This window comes from Actinomycetes bacterium (assembly GCA_035506535.1).
Lineage (GTDB): Bacteria > Actinomycetota > Actinomycetes > DATJPE01 > DATJPE01 > DATJPE01.
The window spans coordinates 1-15,461 of the sequence record DATJPE010000065.1 but is presented as its reverse complement, the minus strand read 5'-3'; the positions used below and the strand labels follow the sequence as shown (position 1 = coordinate 15,461).

Below are 15,461 nucleotides of genomic sequence, written 5' to 3'. Positions count from 1 at the left end.
CACCCCGGGTGGCCCCGATTCCGCTCAATCGGCGCCACCCGGGGCCCGAGATCCCCCGATTCCGCTGGATCGGCGTCAGATGGGCGGCAGCGTGATGCTGGGGTGCAGGTCCTCGACAGGCGGGGTCCACGTCGCGGCGTCGGCCGGCACCTGGTCCCCCGAGCGGATGTCCTTGACCTCGTCGACCTCGTCGCCGGACCCGGACGGGAACCACACGTAGGGGATCCCGCGCCGGTCGGCGTGGCGGATCTGGCGGCCGTACTTGTCCGCCGCCGGCGCGACGTCGCACGGGATTCCGCGCGAGCGCAGCACGCGGGCGACCGCCGCGGAGGCGCCACGGGTCCCCTCCGCGGCGACCGCGACCAGGACGCAGGCCGGGGAGGTGCGGTTGGCGCCCATGAGGCCGCGGGCGAACAGCGGGCCTAGCGCCCGGGTCACCCCGAAGGAGATCCCGACCCCGGGGAAGACCCGGTCCCCGTCGGAGGCGAGGGCGTCGTAGCGGCCACCGGAGCAGATCGACCCGACGTGCTCGAAGCCGGTCATCCGGGTCTCGAAGACCGTCCCGGTGTAGTAGTCGAGCCCCCGGGCGATGCGCAGGTCCGCGGTGACCGTCACCCGCTCCCCCGCGATCGAGGCGGCGCCGTCCAGCACGAGGGCGAGCTCCTCGAGGCCGGTGTCGAGCAGGTCGTCGCGGACGCCGAGGGCCCGTACGTCGTCGACGAAGGACGCATCCGTCGCCGACACCGACGCCAGCGCCAGGCACGCGTCCGCCTGGGCGTCGTTGAGCCCTGCAGCGGTGAGCAGGGCGCGCACCTCGGCCGGCCGCGCCTTGTCGAGCTTGTCCACCGCGCGCATCACGGCGCCGACGTCAGTGGCCCCGAGGCCCCGGTAGAAGCCCTCGATGAGCTTGCGGTTGTTGAGCTGCAGGGTGAGGTGCGGCAGGCCGAGGGCGCCGAGCGCGTCGGCCATCACCGCCGCGACCTCGACGTCGTGGTGGAACGCGAGAGTGCCGTCCCCGACGATGTCGACGTCGGCCTGGGTGAACTCGCGGTAGCGGCCCTCCTGCGGCCGCTCCCCGCGCCAGCAACGCTGGATCTGGTAGCGCTTGAACGGGAACTGCAGGTGCCCCGCGTTTTCGAGCACGTAGCGGGCGAAGGGGACCGTGAGGTCGTAGTGCAGGCCGAGCTCGGAGTCCGAGGAGTCGGGGTCGGCGTGCAGGCGCCGCAGGACGTACACCTCCTTGTCGATCTCGCCCTTGCGCAGCATCTGCTCCAGGGGCTCGACCGCGCGGGTCTCCACGGACACGAAGCCCCACAGCTCGAAGGTCCTCCGCAGCTGGTCGAGGACGCGCTGCTCCGCGATGCGCTCCGCGGGCAGCCATTCCGGGAAGCCGGACAGCGGACGGGGTCGGGCCACCACTCACACCCCCCGCGTCGGCGGGGTCGTGCCGAGCTCGACGAGGAAGGGGTTCGACACCCGTTCGCGCCCGATCGTGGTCCGCGGGCCGTGCCCGGGCAGCACGACGGTCTCGTCGGCGAGGGGCAGGATCCGCTCGCGCAACGACCGGACCATGGCGGCGCTGTCCCCACCGGGCAGGTCGGTACGCCCGATGGAGCCGGCGAACAGCACGTCCCCGGACAGGCAGTACGGCGGCTCGTCGCCGGACGGCACCGCCGGGTCGCTGCGGAACAGGACCGAGCCCTCGGTGTGTCCGGGCGCGTGGTCGACCACGAGGTCCAGCCCGGCCAGCTGCAGCCGCATCCCGTCGGAGAGCTCGAGGACGTCGTCCGGCTCGCTCCATTCCAGTGCGCCGCCGAACATCTGGCTCAGCACCGGGCCGAACGTCGCCGTGGGGTCGGTCAGCCGCGAGCGGTCGTCGGAGTGGATGTAGGCCGGGACGCCGCGCGCACCGCAGACCGGGGTCACCGAGAACACGTGGTCGAGGTGGCCGTGGGTGAGCAGGACGGCGACCGGGCGCAGCCGGTGCTCGCGCAGCACCTCCTCGAGATGGTCCTCGACGCCGATGCCGGGGTCGACGACGAGGCACTCCTCCCCCGGCGCGGGCGCGACGACGTAGCAGTTGGTGTCGAACGCCTGAGCGGGGAATCCCACGACGAGCACGGGGGGAGAGTACCGGCCCGCCGGTGGCCGGCCCGCCCGCCGGCCCTGCCTACACTGTGCGCCGACGCTCATCGTTCGGAGGCCTGGTGGCAAGCAGCAACAAGCGTGCGCGTGACATCGAGCGCGCACGCTACGAGCGGCAGCGCCAGCGCCGGTCCGAGGCGCACGCGGCTCGGCGCCGGCGGACTCGTACCGTCGGGATCGTGGTCGCCGCGGTCGCGGGGGTCGCGGTCGTCGGCGTCGTCGCGCTTCTCGTCCACGGCACCGGCGGTGGGCAGGCGTCCGCCACCGCCAGCGGGTCCGCGAGCACGTCGTCGTCGGCTTCGTCGTCGGCCACTGGCACCGCGTCGGCGGTGAGCTCTCCGACGTCGCTGGCCGGGCTCACCGCGGCCACCTGCGCCTCCCCGTCCCCGGGGAGCCCCGGAACCAAGCAGTACTCCTCGGCTCCGTCGATGAGCTTCCCACCCGACGCGCGGGTGACGCTGACCCTGCACACCACCTGTGGCGACATCGCGATGGACCTCGACGCCGCCAAGGCGCCCAAGACGGTGGCGTCGATGGTCACGCTGGCGGACAAGGGCTTCTTCGACCACACCAAGTGCCACCGGCTCACCGACGAGGGGATCTACGTCCTGCAGTGCGGCGACCCCACGGGCACCGGCAGCGGCGGACCGGGCTACACCTTGCCTGACGAGAACCTGCCGAAGGCGGGCTCGGACGGGCAGGCCCTCTATCCGGCCGGGACGATCGCCATGGCCAACACGGGCAGCCCGCACACGGGAGGCAGCCAGTTCTTCCTCGTCTACCAGGACACCTACCTCAGTCCCAGCTACACCGTTCTCGGGACCATGACCCCCCAGTCGCTCAAGGTGGTGCGTGAGATCGCCAAGGCGGGCGTGGCCGGTGGGGCGGGCGTCACCGACGGGGCACCGGCGGCCAACGTGGTCATCAACGGCGTGAGCGTCACCGGCGCTCCCTCGGCGGCTTCGCCGTGAGCGAGGCCGAGCTGCCCGCCCCCGAGTCCTTCGGCCGGGTCGACCCCGATGGCACGGTATGGGTGCGTACGTCGGCCGGCGAGGTGCGCGTCGGGCAGTACCAGGCCGGCGACGAGCAGGAGGCACTCGCCTACTACGTGCGCAAGTACCGGGCCCTCGAGGTGGAGGTGGAGCTGCTCGCCCAGCGGCTGACGTCCGGTGCCGAGGTGGCCCCGACCGAGGTCCAGGCGAGCATCGACCGCCTGGAGGCCGCCCTGCAGCAGCCGCAGGCGGTGGGCGACATCGACGGCCTGCGGGTCCGCGTCGAGCGACTGCGCCCGGTGCTGGAGGCCCGGCGGGCCGCGGCTCGCGCGGAACGTACGGCCGCGCGGGAAGCGGCGCGCGCCGAGCGCGAGCGCATCGTCACCGAGGCCGAGGCGCTCGCCGAGTCGACAGCGTGGAAGAGCTCCGGCGACCGGCTGAGGGCCCTGCTCGATGAGTGGAAGGCGGCCCCGCACGTCGACCGCTCGATCGAGCAGGCGCTGTGGAAGCGGTTCTCGGCGGCCCGTAACGCCTTCGACCGCAGGCGCCGCGCCCACTTCGCCAAGCTGTCGGTCGAGCAGGACGAGGCCAAGGCGACGAAGGAGCAGCTGGTCGCGGAGGCGAACCGCCTCGCCGGCTCCACGGACTGGGCGGCGACTGCGCTGGAGATGCGCAAGCTCATGGACCGCTGGAAGGCGGCTGGGCGGGCCGGCCGCGCCGCCGACGAGCGCCTCTGGCAGGAGTTCCGCGCCGCCCAGGACCGCTTCTTCGACGCCCGCTCGGCCGCCCTCGCCGAACGCGAGGCGGACCTGTCCGACAACCTCGCCGCGAAGGAGGCGCTGGCCACCGAGGCCGAGAAGCTGGTCCCCGTGGGCGACCTGGCGACGACAAAGGCGACGCTGCGCGACATCCAGGAGCGCTGGGAGAAGGTCGGCCATGTGCCCCGGGGCGACCGGGAGCGCGTCGAGGGCCGGCTGCGCCGCGTCGAGCAGGCGGTCCGCGACGCCGAAGAGGCGCGGTGGCGCCGCTCGAACCCGGAGGCTCGGGCACGGGCCCAGGCCACTGTGGAGCAGCTCGAGGCCGCGATCGCGAAGCTTCAGCGCGAGGAGAGCGCCGCGGAGGCAGCCGGGGACGACCGCGCGGTCACCCGCGCCCGCGAGTCGATCGAGGCACGTCGGCTGTGGCTGGTGGAGGCCGAGCGAGCACTCGCCGACTTCGGCGGACGCTGAGTTCGTCGGACGCTGAGTTCGTCGGACGCTGAGTTCGTCCGACGCTGAGTTCGTCCGACGCTGAGTTCGTCCGACGCTGAGTTCGGCGGGCGCTGAGTTCGTCGGGCGCTGAGTTCGGCGGACCGCCGCCTACGGCCACGTCTGCCCCCGACTTGTGGCGGGTTGCACGTCACTCCCGGGCAGGCGAGTGACGTGGAGCCCGCCACAAGTGGGCGGACGCGGGGCGTCCGTGCTCAGGTGCGCGCCGGCTGGGCGCCCGCCGTCACCCGGTAGCAGTCGTAGACACCCTCGACGGTGCGCACGCTGCGCAGGACGGACCCGAGGTGCGTCGGGTCGGCCATCTCGAAGGTGAAGCGGGACAAGGCGATCCGGTCACGTGTGGTGGTCACTGACGCCGAGAGGATGTTCACGTGCTGGTCGGACAGAGCGCGCGTGACGTCGGCGAGCAGCCGCGCCCGGTCGAGCGCCTCGACCTGGATCTGCACGAGGAACAGGGTCGAGGACGACGGCGCCCACTCGACCTCGACCATACGCTCGGGCTGCTGCTCCAGGGCGGCCACGTTGGCGCAGTCGGCGCGGTGCACCGACACGCCGCTGCCGCGGGTGACGAAACCCTTGATCCGGTCGCCCGGCACTGGGGTGCAGCACTTCGCGAGCTTGACCCAGACGTCGTCGGCCCCCTTGACCACCACCCCCGGGTCGCCCTGGGGCCGCGCGGCACGGCGCCGCCCCTCCCGGGTGGGCTGGACGGCCTCGGCGATGTCCTCGGTGGCGCCCTCGGTCCCGCCGTGGGCCTCGACGAGGCGCTGCACGATCGCCGCGGGTGAGATCTGGCCCTCGCCGATGGCGGCGTACAGCGCCGTGATGTCCGGGTAGCGGCTGTCGTGCGCGATCGTGAGCAGCTGGCCGCCGGAGACGATGCGCTGGAGGGGCAGGCCCTGCTTGCGGATCGCGCGGGCGAGGGCGTCTCGGCCGTTCTCGACCGCCTCCTCGCGACGCTCCTTGGAGAACCACGCACGGATCTTGTTGCGCGCGCGGGCGCTCTTGACGAAGGTCAGCCAGTCGCGCGAGGGGCCGGCGCCCTGGGCCTTGGAGGTGAAGATCTCCACGACCTCGCCGTTGTCCAGGGCGCTCTCCAGCGGCACCAGCTTGCCGTTGACTCGCGCGCCCACGCAGCGATGGCCCACCTCGGTATGGACGGCGTAGGCGAAGTCGACGGGAGTGGCGCCCTGCGGCAGCTCGATCACATCGCCCTTGGGCGTGAAGACGTACACCTGCGAGGAGCCGAGGTCGAAGCGCAACGAGTCGAGGAACTCCCCCGGGTCGGTCGTCTCGCGCTGCCAGTCGAGCAGCTGGCGCAGCCAGGCCATCTCGTTCGCCGAGTCGCGGTCGCCCTTGCCGGGCTTCACCGCCGACGGGTCCTCCTTGTACTTCCAGTGCGCGGCGATGCCGTACTCGGCCATGCGGTGCATGTCGAAGGTCCGGATCTGAAGCTCGACGGGCTTGCCCTCGGGCCCGATGACCGTCGTGTGCAGCGACTGGTACATGTTGAACTTGGGCATCGCGATGAAGTCCTTGAACCGCCCTGGTACGGGGTTCCACCGCGCGTGCACCGCACCCAGCGCCGCGTAGCAGTCGCGCACGGAGTCGACGAGGACGCGTATCCCGACCAGGTCGTAGATGTCGGCGAAGTCGCGGCCGCGCACGATCATCTTCTGGTAGACGGAGTAGTAGTGCTTGGGCCGGCCGGTCACGGTCGCGCGGATCTTGGCCTCGCGCAGGTCGGCGGCGACCTGGTCGATGACCCCGGACAGGAACTCCTCGCGGCTGGGCGCCCGCTCCGCTACCAGGCGCACGATCTCGTCGTACATCTTCGGGTAGAGGATCGCGAAGGCGAGGTCCTCCAGCTCCCACTTCAGCGTGTTCATGCCCAGCCGGTGGGCGAGCGGCGCGTAGATCTCCAGCGTCTCCCGGGCCTTCTGCTCCTGCTTCTCCGGCGGCATGAACCGCATCGTGCGCATGTTGTGAAGCCGGTCGGCGAGCTTGATGAGCAGGACCCGGATGTCGCGAGCCATCGCCACGACCATCTTGCGGACCGTCTCCGCCTGTGTCGCGTCGCCGTACTTGACCTTGTCGAGCTTGGTGACCCCGTCGACCAGGTCGGCGACCTCGTCACCGAAGTCGGCGCGCAGTGCGTCGAGGGAGTACTCGGTGTCCTCGACCAGGTCGTGCAGCAGCGCGGCGCACAGCGTCGCGCCGGACATGCCCAGCTCGGCCAGGATCTGCGCCACCGCGAGCGGATGGGTGATGTAGGGATCGCCGCTGCGGCGCTTCTGGTCGCGGTGGTAGTAGGACGCGACGCGGTACGCACGCTCGATGTCGCGCAGCTCCGCCTTCGGGTGCGTCGCGCGGACAGTGCGGAACAGTGGCTCGAGGACGGGGTCCCCGGCGCCCGAACTGCGGGAGCCAAGGCGGGCGAGGCGGGCGCGGACGCGCGCCGAGGCCGGGGCCTCGGGCTCCGGTCGAGCCGCGGTGGGCGTCGGCACCGCCGTGCCCACGCCCGCGTCCGCCGCCTCCTGCGCCACTGCCTCCTCGCCCTCTCCCCGCCGTGTCGAGTTTATCGACGGGTGGAACGCCTGAGTCGAGGGTGCGCTTCCCGCCGCTGCGACCCGGTCACAGGGACAGCAGCGCCCGCACCGGCACGTCGGCCAGCTGGGCGCGGCCCCCCAGGAGGCCCAGCTCGATGAGGACCTGCACGCCCACCACCTTCGCCCCGCACCGCCGCACGAGCTCCACGGCCGCTGCCGCGGTGCCACCCGTGGCGAGGACGTCGTCGACGATGAGCACCCGGTCCCCCGGCTGCAGCGTCTCGTGGCGGATCTCCAGCACCGCCTCGCCGTACTCGAGCAGGTAGGCCTCGACGAGGGTCGGGCTCGGCAGCTTCCCCTGCTTGCGGACCGGGACGAAGCCCGAGCCGAGCCGGTAGGCGACCGGGGCGGCGAGGATGAACCCGCGCGCCTCGATGCCCACGACCCGGTCCACCGGACCGGTCTCCGCCGCGAGCGCGTCGACCACGCGGGCGAAGCCCCGCGCGTCGGCGAGCAGCGGCGTGATGTCCTTGAACACCACGCCCGGCTGGGGCCAGTCGGGGACGTCTCTGACGTGGGTGAGGAGCAGGTCGGCGACGCCGGGCTCGCTCACCGGCGCTTCTTCCCCGGCGGCCGCCGCTGCCCGCCGCGTCGCGGCTGGTTGCGCTGCCCGGCCTGGGCCGGGGGGTTGGGTCGAGGAGCCGGCGCCTGGGCGGCGACCGGTGCCGGGTCGACCACCGCAGCCTCCTGCGCGGCGGGTCGCGAAGCCGAGGAGGGGCGAGTCGACGAGACGACCCCCGCCGGCACCTTGCCGGCCGATCGGCGAGCCTCCACCCGTCGCGCCAGCGCCTGCATGGCCGGCTCCCGCTCCTTCATCTGGGTCAGCAGCGGGACGGCGATGAAGATCGAGGAGTACGTGCCTGCGGCGAGGCCGATGAACAGCGCCAGCGAGAGGTCCTTGAGGGTCCCGGCTCCGAGCAGGCCCGACCCGACGAAGAGGATGGAGGCCACGGGGAGCAGCGCGATGATCGAGGTGTTGATCGAGCGGACCAGGGTCTGGTTCAGGGCCAGGTTGGCCGACTCGCTGTAGGTCATCCGACTCCCCGACGTCAGGCCGCGGGAGTTCTCCTTGACCTTGTCGAAGACGACGACGGTGTCGTAGAGGGAGTACCCGAGGATGGTCAGGACGCCGATCACCGTCGCAGGGGTGACCGTGAAGCCGGTGAGGGCATAGATCCCCACCGTGATGAGCAGGTCGTGGATGAGGGCGATGACCGCGGCGATGGCCATCTTCCACTCGAAGTAGAGCGTCAGGAAGATCACGACGAGCACGATGAAGATCACCAGGCCGCGGATGGCCTTCTTGGTGATCTGCTGGCCCCACGACGGTCCGACCACCTGGGTGCTGATCTGGTCCTGCGGCACCGTGAACTTCGTGGCGAGGTCGTTGCGGATCGTGATGGCCTGGCCGTTCGCCAGTGACGGGGTCTGGATGCGCAGCGAGCGGCCGCTCTTGCTGGTGACCTCGGTGACGACGACCTCGCCGTTGACGCCGGCGTCCTTCACGGCGGTCTGGGCCTGGGCGACGGTGCCGGTGCTCGTCGGGACGAGGAAGACCGCGCCGCCCTTGAACTCGATCCCCAGGTCGAGGCCGCGGACGAACAGCGCCCCGACGGAGATGAGCAGGACGATCCCCGAGATCGTGTACCAGCGGCGCCAGCGGCTGACGAAGTCGTAGGAGACCTCGCCGCGATACAGGCGCCCGGTGGCGTCGGACAGCCTCGACATCACGCCTCCTGCAGGGTGGTCTCAGGGCGTCGACGGCCGAGACGGTCAGGGTCGAGGCCGGACCACGGGTGGCCCTTGCCGTAGAACTCCGTGCGCGCGAGCAGGGTCATCATCGGCTTGGTGAAGAAGAACACGACGAACAGGTCGACGATCGTGGTCAGCCCGAGGGTGAAGGCGAAGCCGCGGACGGCGCCGATCGAGACGACGTACAGCACGGCCGCCGCCAGGATCGACACCAGGTCGGCGGCGATGATCGTGCGCCGCGCACGTACCCAGCCGGTCTCCACCGCCGACCGCAGCGAGCGGCCCTCGCGGACCTCGTCGCGCAGTCGTTCGAAGAAGACGACGAAGGAGTCGGCGGTGATGCCGACGGCGACGATGGTGCCGGCGATGCCGGCGAGGGTGAGGGTGAACCCGATCGCGACGCCGAGGTAGCAGATCAGGCCGTACGTCAGCAGGCCGGCGACGGTCAGCGACAGGACCGTGACGACCGCCAGCCCGCGGTAGTACAGGATCGAGTACAGGACCACGAGGAGCAGGCCCAGGGCGCCCGCGATGAGGCCGGCCTGCAGCTGGTCGCTGCCGAGGGTCGGCGAGGTGGACTCGACCTCGCCGATCTGGAAGGACAGCGGCAGCGCGCCGTACTTCAGCACGTCGGCGAGGTCCTTGGCCTCCTGCTTGGTGAACGACCCGCTGATCTGCGCCGACCCGTTGACGATCGCGCTCTGCACGTACGGGTGGCTCACCACCAGACCGTCGAGGGTGATCGCGAACTCGTTGGTGGGCGAGGGGTTCGAGACCAGTTTCTTGGTGATGTCCTTGAACTGCTCGGTCCCCTTGGACTTGAACTGCAGGTCGATGAGCCAGCCGCTGCCGCTCGTCGTGTCGAGCCCAGCCTCCGCGCTCTTGATCTGGGTGCCGGCGACGGCCGCCTTGTCGAGCATGAACTTGGTCAGCCCGTCGCGGGAACAGGTCACCAGCAGGAGGTCCGGGTCGTCCTTGAACCCCTCGCGGTTGGCCGGGTTGAGGCAGTCGATGGAGTCGTAGACCGATTGCAGCGAGGCCTGGGTCTTGCCCTGCAGCTGCGAGGGCGGGATCGCCGGGCCGTAGGAGCCCGAGGCGCTGGCCGACGCACTCGCCGACCCACTGGCTGCGGGGCTGGCGGAGGCGCCGGCGGCCGCCGGGCTCGCGCTGGTCGAGGGGCTGGCGGAGGCGCTCGCGTCGGCGGTCAGGCCTGGGGTGAGCAACCGCCCGGCCTTCGACGTCGAAGCCTTCGCGGACGCCTTCGCGGACGCCTTCGCCTTGGCGCTGGCCGTCGCCTTGGCCTTGGCGGAGGCCTTCGAGCTCGCCTTGGCGCTCGAGCTCGAGCTCGTGCTCGGGGTGGGCGTCGGGGTCGTCGTGGTGCCCGATGCCGCCTCCTGCAGGACCGGCCGGAAGGTCAGCTGGGCGGTCTGGCCGACCTTGTCCACCAGGTCGCCCTGGTTCTTGCCCGGGACCGAGACGACGATGGTGGCCCCGCTGCCGCTGCCCTGGGTGGTCACCTCGGCCTCGGCGACGCCGGTGCCGTTGACGCGCTGGCGGATGATGTCGACCGCCTGGTTGAGCGCGGACTGGGTGACCTTGCCCTGGCCGTTCGGGGTCTGGGGGATCAACGTGACGCTGGTGCCGCCGCGCAGGTCCAGGCCGAGCTTGGGCGTGGTGTGCCCGGTGATGGCCATCCAGCTGCCGAGCGCCACCAGGACCAGCGCCATCACCACCAGGAAACGGCCAGGGGTGCTCGCGCCGGTCGCGACTGGCTTTCGTGCCATGACGGTGAAGCTCTCCTCGTGTCGCCGGCCGACGTCGGTCGCAGCAGTATCCCCGATCCCGGGGCCCGGCCGGTGAACGGGCCGCCGCGCGCGCGGGTTCTCGCGCGGGTCAGGTGTCCTCGTCGGTGACGTTCGGTGCGGGCGAGGAGTTCCCAGCGCCCTCCGGGGCATCCCGTTCAGCGCCCGCGGGGGGCTGCTCGGCGTCAGCCTGACCGGCGTCAGCCTGACCGGCGTCGGGCCGGCCGGTGTCGGCCTCGAGCGCGGCGACGGTGTCGGCCTCGGGCAGCGCGGCGATGGTCTCGGCGTCCTCGGGCAACACCGTGGCCACCGCCCGGGCGACGAAGCGCAGCTGCACCCCATTGCCGACGTCGAGGACGACCTCCTCGCCGGCCACCTCGACCACCCTTCCGAGCAGGCCGCTGGTGGTCATCACCCGCACGCCTGGGGCGAGCCGGGCCTCGACCGCGGCACGCTGGGCGCGCTGGCGACGTACCGGGCGGATGGCGAGCAGCCAGACCACCGCCGCGATGAGCAGCCCGTAGACGAGAACCGTCGCCACGTCGTCCCACGTCCTCTGCGTCTCGGGCACTTGGTGTCTGGATGCCCGGCTTCTGAATCCCCGGTGTCTCGGGGACGCGCAGTCTACGGGCCCGGTGGGGCCTCCTCGTCCTCCTCGAAGATCAGCGGCAGCGGGCTGGCCGGTCCGACCGAGGCCCGCGGGACCGGCAGGCCCAGGTGCTCCCAGGCGGCGCTAGTGGCCACCCGGCCGCGGGGGGTGCGCACGAGCAGGCCGGCCCGCACGAGGAAGGGTTCAGCCACCTCCTCGACGGTCTCCCGCTCCTCGCCGACGGCGACCGCGAGCGTGGCCAGCCCCACCGGGCCGCCCCCGAAGCGGCGGCAGAGCGCGTCGAGGACGGCCCGGTCGAGGCGGTCCAGGCCGAGCTGGTCGACGTCGTAGACGGCCAGGGCGGCAGCGGCCACCTCTCGGGTGACCTGCCCGTCGGCCTCGACCTGCGCGAAGTCGCGGACCCGGCGCAGCAGCCGGTTCGCGATGCGCGGGGTGCCCCGGGAGCGCAGGGCGATCTCCGCGGCTCCGTCGTCGGTGACCGGGATCGCGAGCAGCGCCGCGGAGCGGTGGACCACGTGGACGAGCTCGTCGGTCTCGTAGAACTCCAGCTGGGCGGTGAAGCCGAAGCGGTCGCGCAGCGGCCCGGGCAGCAGGCCGGTGCGCGTCGTGGCCCCGACCAGGGTGAAGCGGGGCAGGTCGAGGGGAATGGCGGTGGCACCGGGGCCCTTCCCGACGACGACATCGACCCGGAAGTCCTCCATCGCCAGGTAGAGCATCTCCTCTGCGGCGCGGGCCATCCGGTGGATCTCGTCGAGGAAGAGCACCTCGCCCTCGGTGAGGGAGGACAGGATCGCGGCCAGGTCCCCGGCGTGCTGGATGACCGGTCCGCTGGTGACGCGCAGCGGCACGCCCATCTCGTTCGCGATCACCATGGCCAGGGTCGTCTTGCCGAGGCCGGGCGGGCCTGCGAACAGGACGTGGTCGGGGGCACGCTCGCGCCGCCGGGCCGCTTCGAGGACGAGGCCGAGCTGGCGGCGTACGCGCGTCTGCCCGATGCACTCGGCCAGCAGGCGCGGCCGGAGCGCCGCCTCGGAAGCGCGCTCGTCCCACCCGGCGCCGGCGTCCAGCAGGCCCGCGTCGGGCTCGCCGGCCGGAGGCCGGGTCATCGGCTCGCCGGCCGGAGGCCGGGTCATCGGCTCAGCGTCCGGAGGGCGGCGCGCAGCAGGCCCGCGACGTCTGGCGTCTCACCGGCGTCGTCGGCGACCGCGGCGACCGCCTCGTCGGCCTCACGAGTCGACCACCCGAGACCGATCAGCCCGGCGTGGACCTGCCCGCGCCAGTCGGCCGACCGCGGGGCGGGGACGGCGGCGGAGCCGGGTCCGACGGGCGCACCGAGGCGGTCCTTGAGCTCCAGCACGATGCGCTGGGCGCCCTTGCGACCGATGCCCGGGACGCTGACCAGGGTCGCGAGGTCCTCGGCGGCGACGGCCCGGCGCAGCTCGTCGGGGGTGAGCACGGCGAGCGCGGCCTGGGCCAGCCGCGGGCCGACCCCGGTGGCGGTCTGCAGCAGCTCGAAGACGCAGCGCTCGTCGTCGTCGGCGAAGCCGTACAGGGTCAGGGAGTCCTCACGGACCACCAGTGAGGTGGCCAGCTGCGCGGCCTGACCGACTCGCAGCCGCGCGAGGGTCCCCGGGGTGCACTGGACGGCCAGGCCGACGCCGCCCACCTCGATGACGGCCTGCTCGGGCGCCAGGGCGCCGACGCGCCCGGAGACGTACGCGATCACCGACCACCTCCTGCTCGGGCACCCGCGCGAGCCACGGCCCCCGCGAGGCGCGCCTGGGCGCTGCCGCGCCAGATCTGGCAGATCGCCAGCGCGAGGGCGTCGGCGGCGTCGGCCGGCCGGGGCGGCTCGGACAGGCTCAGGATGCGGGTCACCATGGCGGTGACCTGCGCCTTGTCCGCCCGGCCGCTGCCGGTGACCGCGGCCTTGACCTCGCTGGGGGTGTGCAGGGCGACGGGTACGCCGTGGCGGGCGGCGACCACGATCGCGACCCCGGCCGCCTGGGCGGTCCCCATCACCGTGCGCACGTTGTGCTGGCTGAAGACCCGCTCCACGGCCACGGCATCCGGTCCGAACTCCTCCAGCCAGGCCACCAGCTCGCGCTCCAGGGTGAGCAGCCGTTGCGCGACGTCGGCCTCGGGCGAGGTGCGGACGTGCCCCACGGCGGCCAGCTCCAGCCGCCGGCCGGGCGCGCCGTCGACGACGCCCAGCCCGCAGCGGGTCAGGCCGGGGTCCACCCCGAGCACTCGCACGACGCTCCTCCCGAGACGAACACGTGTTCGCACACGCTAGCCGCCCGGGCCGACGTCACCGCGCCGACGCGCCGAGCCTGGGTCGCAGGAGGCGGGCGACCCGCGGGCGTACCAGCAGCGCCTCGGCCTCGAGCGCCGCGATCCCGATGCGCGGCAGCTCACCGGTGCGCCGGTAGCACACGAAGCGGGTGACCCAGGTCGGGTGGTACTTGGCGTTGGCGCGGTACAGCGACTCGATCTGCCACCACCGGGAGGCCTGCAGCAGCACCTGGCGCCACAGCCGAAGGATCGGGCCGGCCCCGATCCGCGAGCCGCGCTCGAAGGTGGACCGGAAGACCGCGAAGTTTAGGGAGAGCCGCTCGATGCCCATCTGCGGGCCGCGCCGGGCGAGCTCGGCCACGACCAGCTCGACGACGCCGTTCTCGGCGTCGTGGGCGCGGCGCATGACGTCCAGGGACAGGCCGTGCCGCCCCCACGGGGCGAGCACCAGGACCGCCGCGAGCCGACCGTCGGCGTCACGCGCCCGCGCGACGACCAGGTCCGGGTCGCGCGGGTCGCCGAGGCGGCCCAGGGCCATCGAGAAGCCGCGCTCCACGTCCCCGTCGCGCATCGCGGCGGCTGCCGAGGTGAGCTCGGCCAGCTGGTCGGTGTCCAGGTCGCGCTGGCGGTCGAGCTCCACCCGGTGCCCCGAGCGCTCGGCCCGGTTGACGGCCTGGCGAACCGTGCGCATCGATCGTCCACAAAGGGTGAAGTCCGCGAGCTCCAGGATGGCCTCGTCGCCGAGCTCGAGGGCCTCGAGGCCGGCCCGGGCATAGGCGGTCGCGCCCGCCTCCGAGGCACCCAGGACGCCGGGGATCCAGCCGTAGGCCTGCACGGTGTCCAGCCACGCCCGGATGGCGCCCGGCCAGGCCTCCGGGTCACCGAGCGGGTCGCCGGAGGCGAGGGCGACCGACCCGGCGACGCCATAGGCGACGGCCGCCTTGCGGGAGGCGGAGAAGACCAGCGACTTGTCGCTGCGCAGCGCGAAGTAGCCCAGGGAGTCCTGCTCGCCCCACCGGTCGAGGAGCTCCCGAACGGCCGCCTCGTCGCCCGTCGAGGGTCGCGGCGGGCGCCACGCGGGAGCGAGCAGCACGGCGAGGGTGACCAGGGCAGTGGCCGCGCCCATGAGCGGGAGCACCGTCGCCGCCAGGTCGGACTGGGGCGGGCGCTGGAAGGGCAGGTCGGGCACGAAGCCGATCAGGCCGACCAGGGTCTGGCCGAGCCACGGCAGGAGGCGGGCTGAGGGGGCGGTGTCCTCGGTCAGGGTCAGCCCAGCCGCGACGGAGACCGCGAGCATCACGGCGAAGGCCTGTGCCGCGTGGGTGAGCGTCCCCGGTCCCGGGGCCGCCGTGAAGTGGCGGCGGCCCGCGATGAGCAGGACCAGCAGCACCAGCCCGGTGAGCGTCGACCAGGTGGCCTCGTGGTGGTGGGCGGCCACCGTCGAGAGGGAGACCAGGGTCACGGTGACGTACCACGAGCGCCGCTTGCGGCGGCGCAGGCCGTTCGCCAGCACGAACTGGGCACCGGCCGAGGCCACGGCAAGGGCGAGCGTTGCGCCGTCGATGAGCGCGGAGTGCGACGTACGGGCCAGCCGGTCGCCCACGCCCGGCCGCAGCAGGTCGAGGACGCACAGGACCGCGTTGAGACGTACCGCCCAGGCCAGGATGACCGGGGTGCGCGCCGCGACGGCCGTGCCCCAGGCGGACCGCCCGCGGGTCTCCAGGGAGGCGAGGCTGCTCAGTTGCGCCTCCTGGCTCGAGACGGCCCGCTGCCGTCGAGGACCACCATCATCCCTCGCCCGCCTCCCGGCCCGGATCTTCCACTGGGGTGACGCGCCGTGACCTTGATCCCATCGACAGGTTGCCCGCCCCGCCCGACCCGCTCACCCCCGCTCACCCCCGCTCACCCCCGCTCACCCCCGCCGATTCCGCGCAATCGGGGTGCCCAGCCCCACCCACCCACGCGATTCCGCGCAATCGGGGTGCCCA

The 15,461-nt window shown here is 72.9% G+C and carries 13 protein-coding genes; 2 read left to right on the top strand and 11 right to left on the bottom strand.

Features of this window, described 5'->3' with window-relative positions:
- Nucleotides 1–75 precede the first annotated feature (75 nt).
- Together hisS and VMI11_10275 are read right to left on the bottom strand one after the other, a co-directional pair.
- The gene (gene hisS, locus VMI11_10280) at nt 76–1,416 is read right to left on the bottom strand and encodes a histidine--tRNA ligase (protein ID HTY72792.1); all 1,341 of its coding nucleotides are present in this window, start codon (nt 1,414–1,416) and stop codon (nt 76–78) included.
- A 3-nt stretch (nt 1,417–1,419) separates the two neighbouring features.
- The gene (locus VMI11_10275) at nt 1,420–2,121 is read right to left on the bottom strand and encodes an MBL fold metallo-hydrolase (GenBank protein ID HTY72791.1); all 702 of its coding nucleotides are present in this window, start codon (nt 2,119–2,121) and stop codon (nt 1,420–1,422) included.
- An 86-nt stretch (nt 2,122–2,207) separates the two neighbouring features.
- Between VMI11_10275 and VMI11_10270 the strand changes: the two genes are divergently transcribed.
- Both VMI11_10270 and VMI11_10265 read left to right on the top strand, forming a co-directional pair.
- Nucleotides 2,208–3,116, top strand: a complete 909-nt coding sequence (locus tag VMI11_10270) for a peptidylprolyl isomerase (protein HTY72790.1) — start codon at nt 2,208–2,210, stop codon at nt 3,114–3,116.
- Entirely contained in the window at nt 3,113–4,366 is a 1,254-nt protein-coding gene (locus VMI11_10265; GenBank protein ID HTY72789.1) for a DUF349 domain-containing protein, read from the top strand. The genes VMI11_10270 and VMI11_10265 overlap by 4 nt, the downstream gene beginning before the upstream one ends.
- 233 nt (nt 4,367–4,599) lie before the next feature.
- Here the strand turns inward: VMI11_10265 and VMI11_10260 are convergent, their stop codons facing one another.
- From VMI11_10260 to VMI11_10220, 9 genes are all read right to left on the bottom strand, one after another.
- Complete coding sequence (locus VMI11_10260; GenBank protein HTY72788.1) at nt 4,600–6,912, bottom strand: bifunctional (p)ppGpp synthetase/guanosine-3',5'-bis(diphosphate) 3'-pyrophosphohydrolase; 2,313 nt, start codon at nt 6,910–6,912, stop codon at nt 4,600–4,602.
- 127 nt (nt 6,913–7,039) lie between these two features.
- Nucleotides 7,040–7,567 carry an adenine phosphoribosyltransferase gene (locus VMI11_10255; protein ID HTY72787.1) on the bottom strand — a complete coding sequence of 176 codons (528 nt, stop codon included), beginning with the start codon at nt 7,565–7,567 and terminating at the stop codon, nt 7,040–7,042.
- On the bottom strand, nt 7,564–8,742 hold the full coding sequence (gene secF / locus VMI11_10250; protein ID HTY72786.1) for a protein translocase subunit SecF: 1,179 nt from the start codon (nt 8,740–8,742) through the stop codon (nt 7,564–7,566). Before secF ends, VMI11_10255 begins: the two co-directional genes overlap by 4 nt.
- The gene (gene secD, locus VMI11_10245) at nt 8,742–10,550 is read right to left on the bottom strand and encodes a protein translocase subunit SecD (GenBank protein HTY72785.1); all 1,809 of its coding nucleotides are present in this window, start codon (nt 10,548–10,550) and stop codon (nt 8,742–8,744) included. The genes secF and secD overlap by 1 nt, the downstream gene beginning before the upstream one ends.
- A 109-nt stretch (nt 10,551–10,659) precedes the next feature.
- Entirely contained in the window at nt 10,660–11,109 is a 450-nt protein-coding gene (yajC, locus tag VMI11_10240) for a preprotein translocase subunit YajC (GenBank protein HTY72784.1), read from the bottom strand.
- An 83-nt stretch (nt 11,110–11,192) separates the two neighbouring features.
- A complete protein-coding gene (gene ruvB, locus VMI11_10235) occupies nt 11,193–12,284 on the bottom strand; it encodes a Holliday junction branch migration DNA helicase RuvB (GenBank protein ID HTY72783.1) in 1,092 nt (363 codons plus the stop codon).
- 23 nt (nt 12,285–12,307) lie between these two features.
- Nucleotides 12,308–12,904 carry a Holliday junction branch migration protein RuvA gene (ruvA, locus tag VMI11_10230; GenBank protein HTY72782.1) on the bottom strand — a complete coding sequence of 199 codons (597 nt, stop codon included), beginning with the start codon at nt 12,902–12,904 and terminating at the stop codon, nt 12,308–12,310.
- Complete coding sequence (ruvC, locus tag VMI11_10225) at nt 12,901–13,434, bottom strand: crossover junction endodeoxyribonuclease RuvC (GenBank protein ID HTY72781.1); 534 nt, start codon at nt 13,432–13,434, stop codon at nt 12,901–12,903. Before ruvC ends, ruvA begins: the two co-directional genes overlap by 4 nt.
- Before the next feature lie 55 nt (nt 13,435–13,489).
- The gene (locus VMI11_10220) at nt 13,490–15,139 is read right to left on the bottom strand and encodes a phosphatidylglycerol lysyltransferase domain-containing protein (protein ID HTY72780.1); all 1,650 of its coding nucleotides are present in this window, start codon (nt 15,137–15,139) and stop codon (nt 13,490–13,492) included.
- Nucleotides 15,140–15,461: the final 322 nt, after the last annotated feature.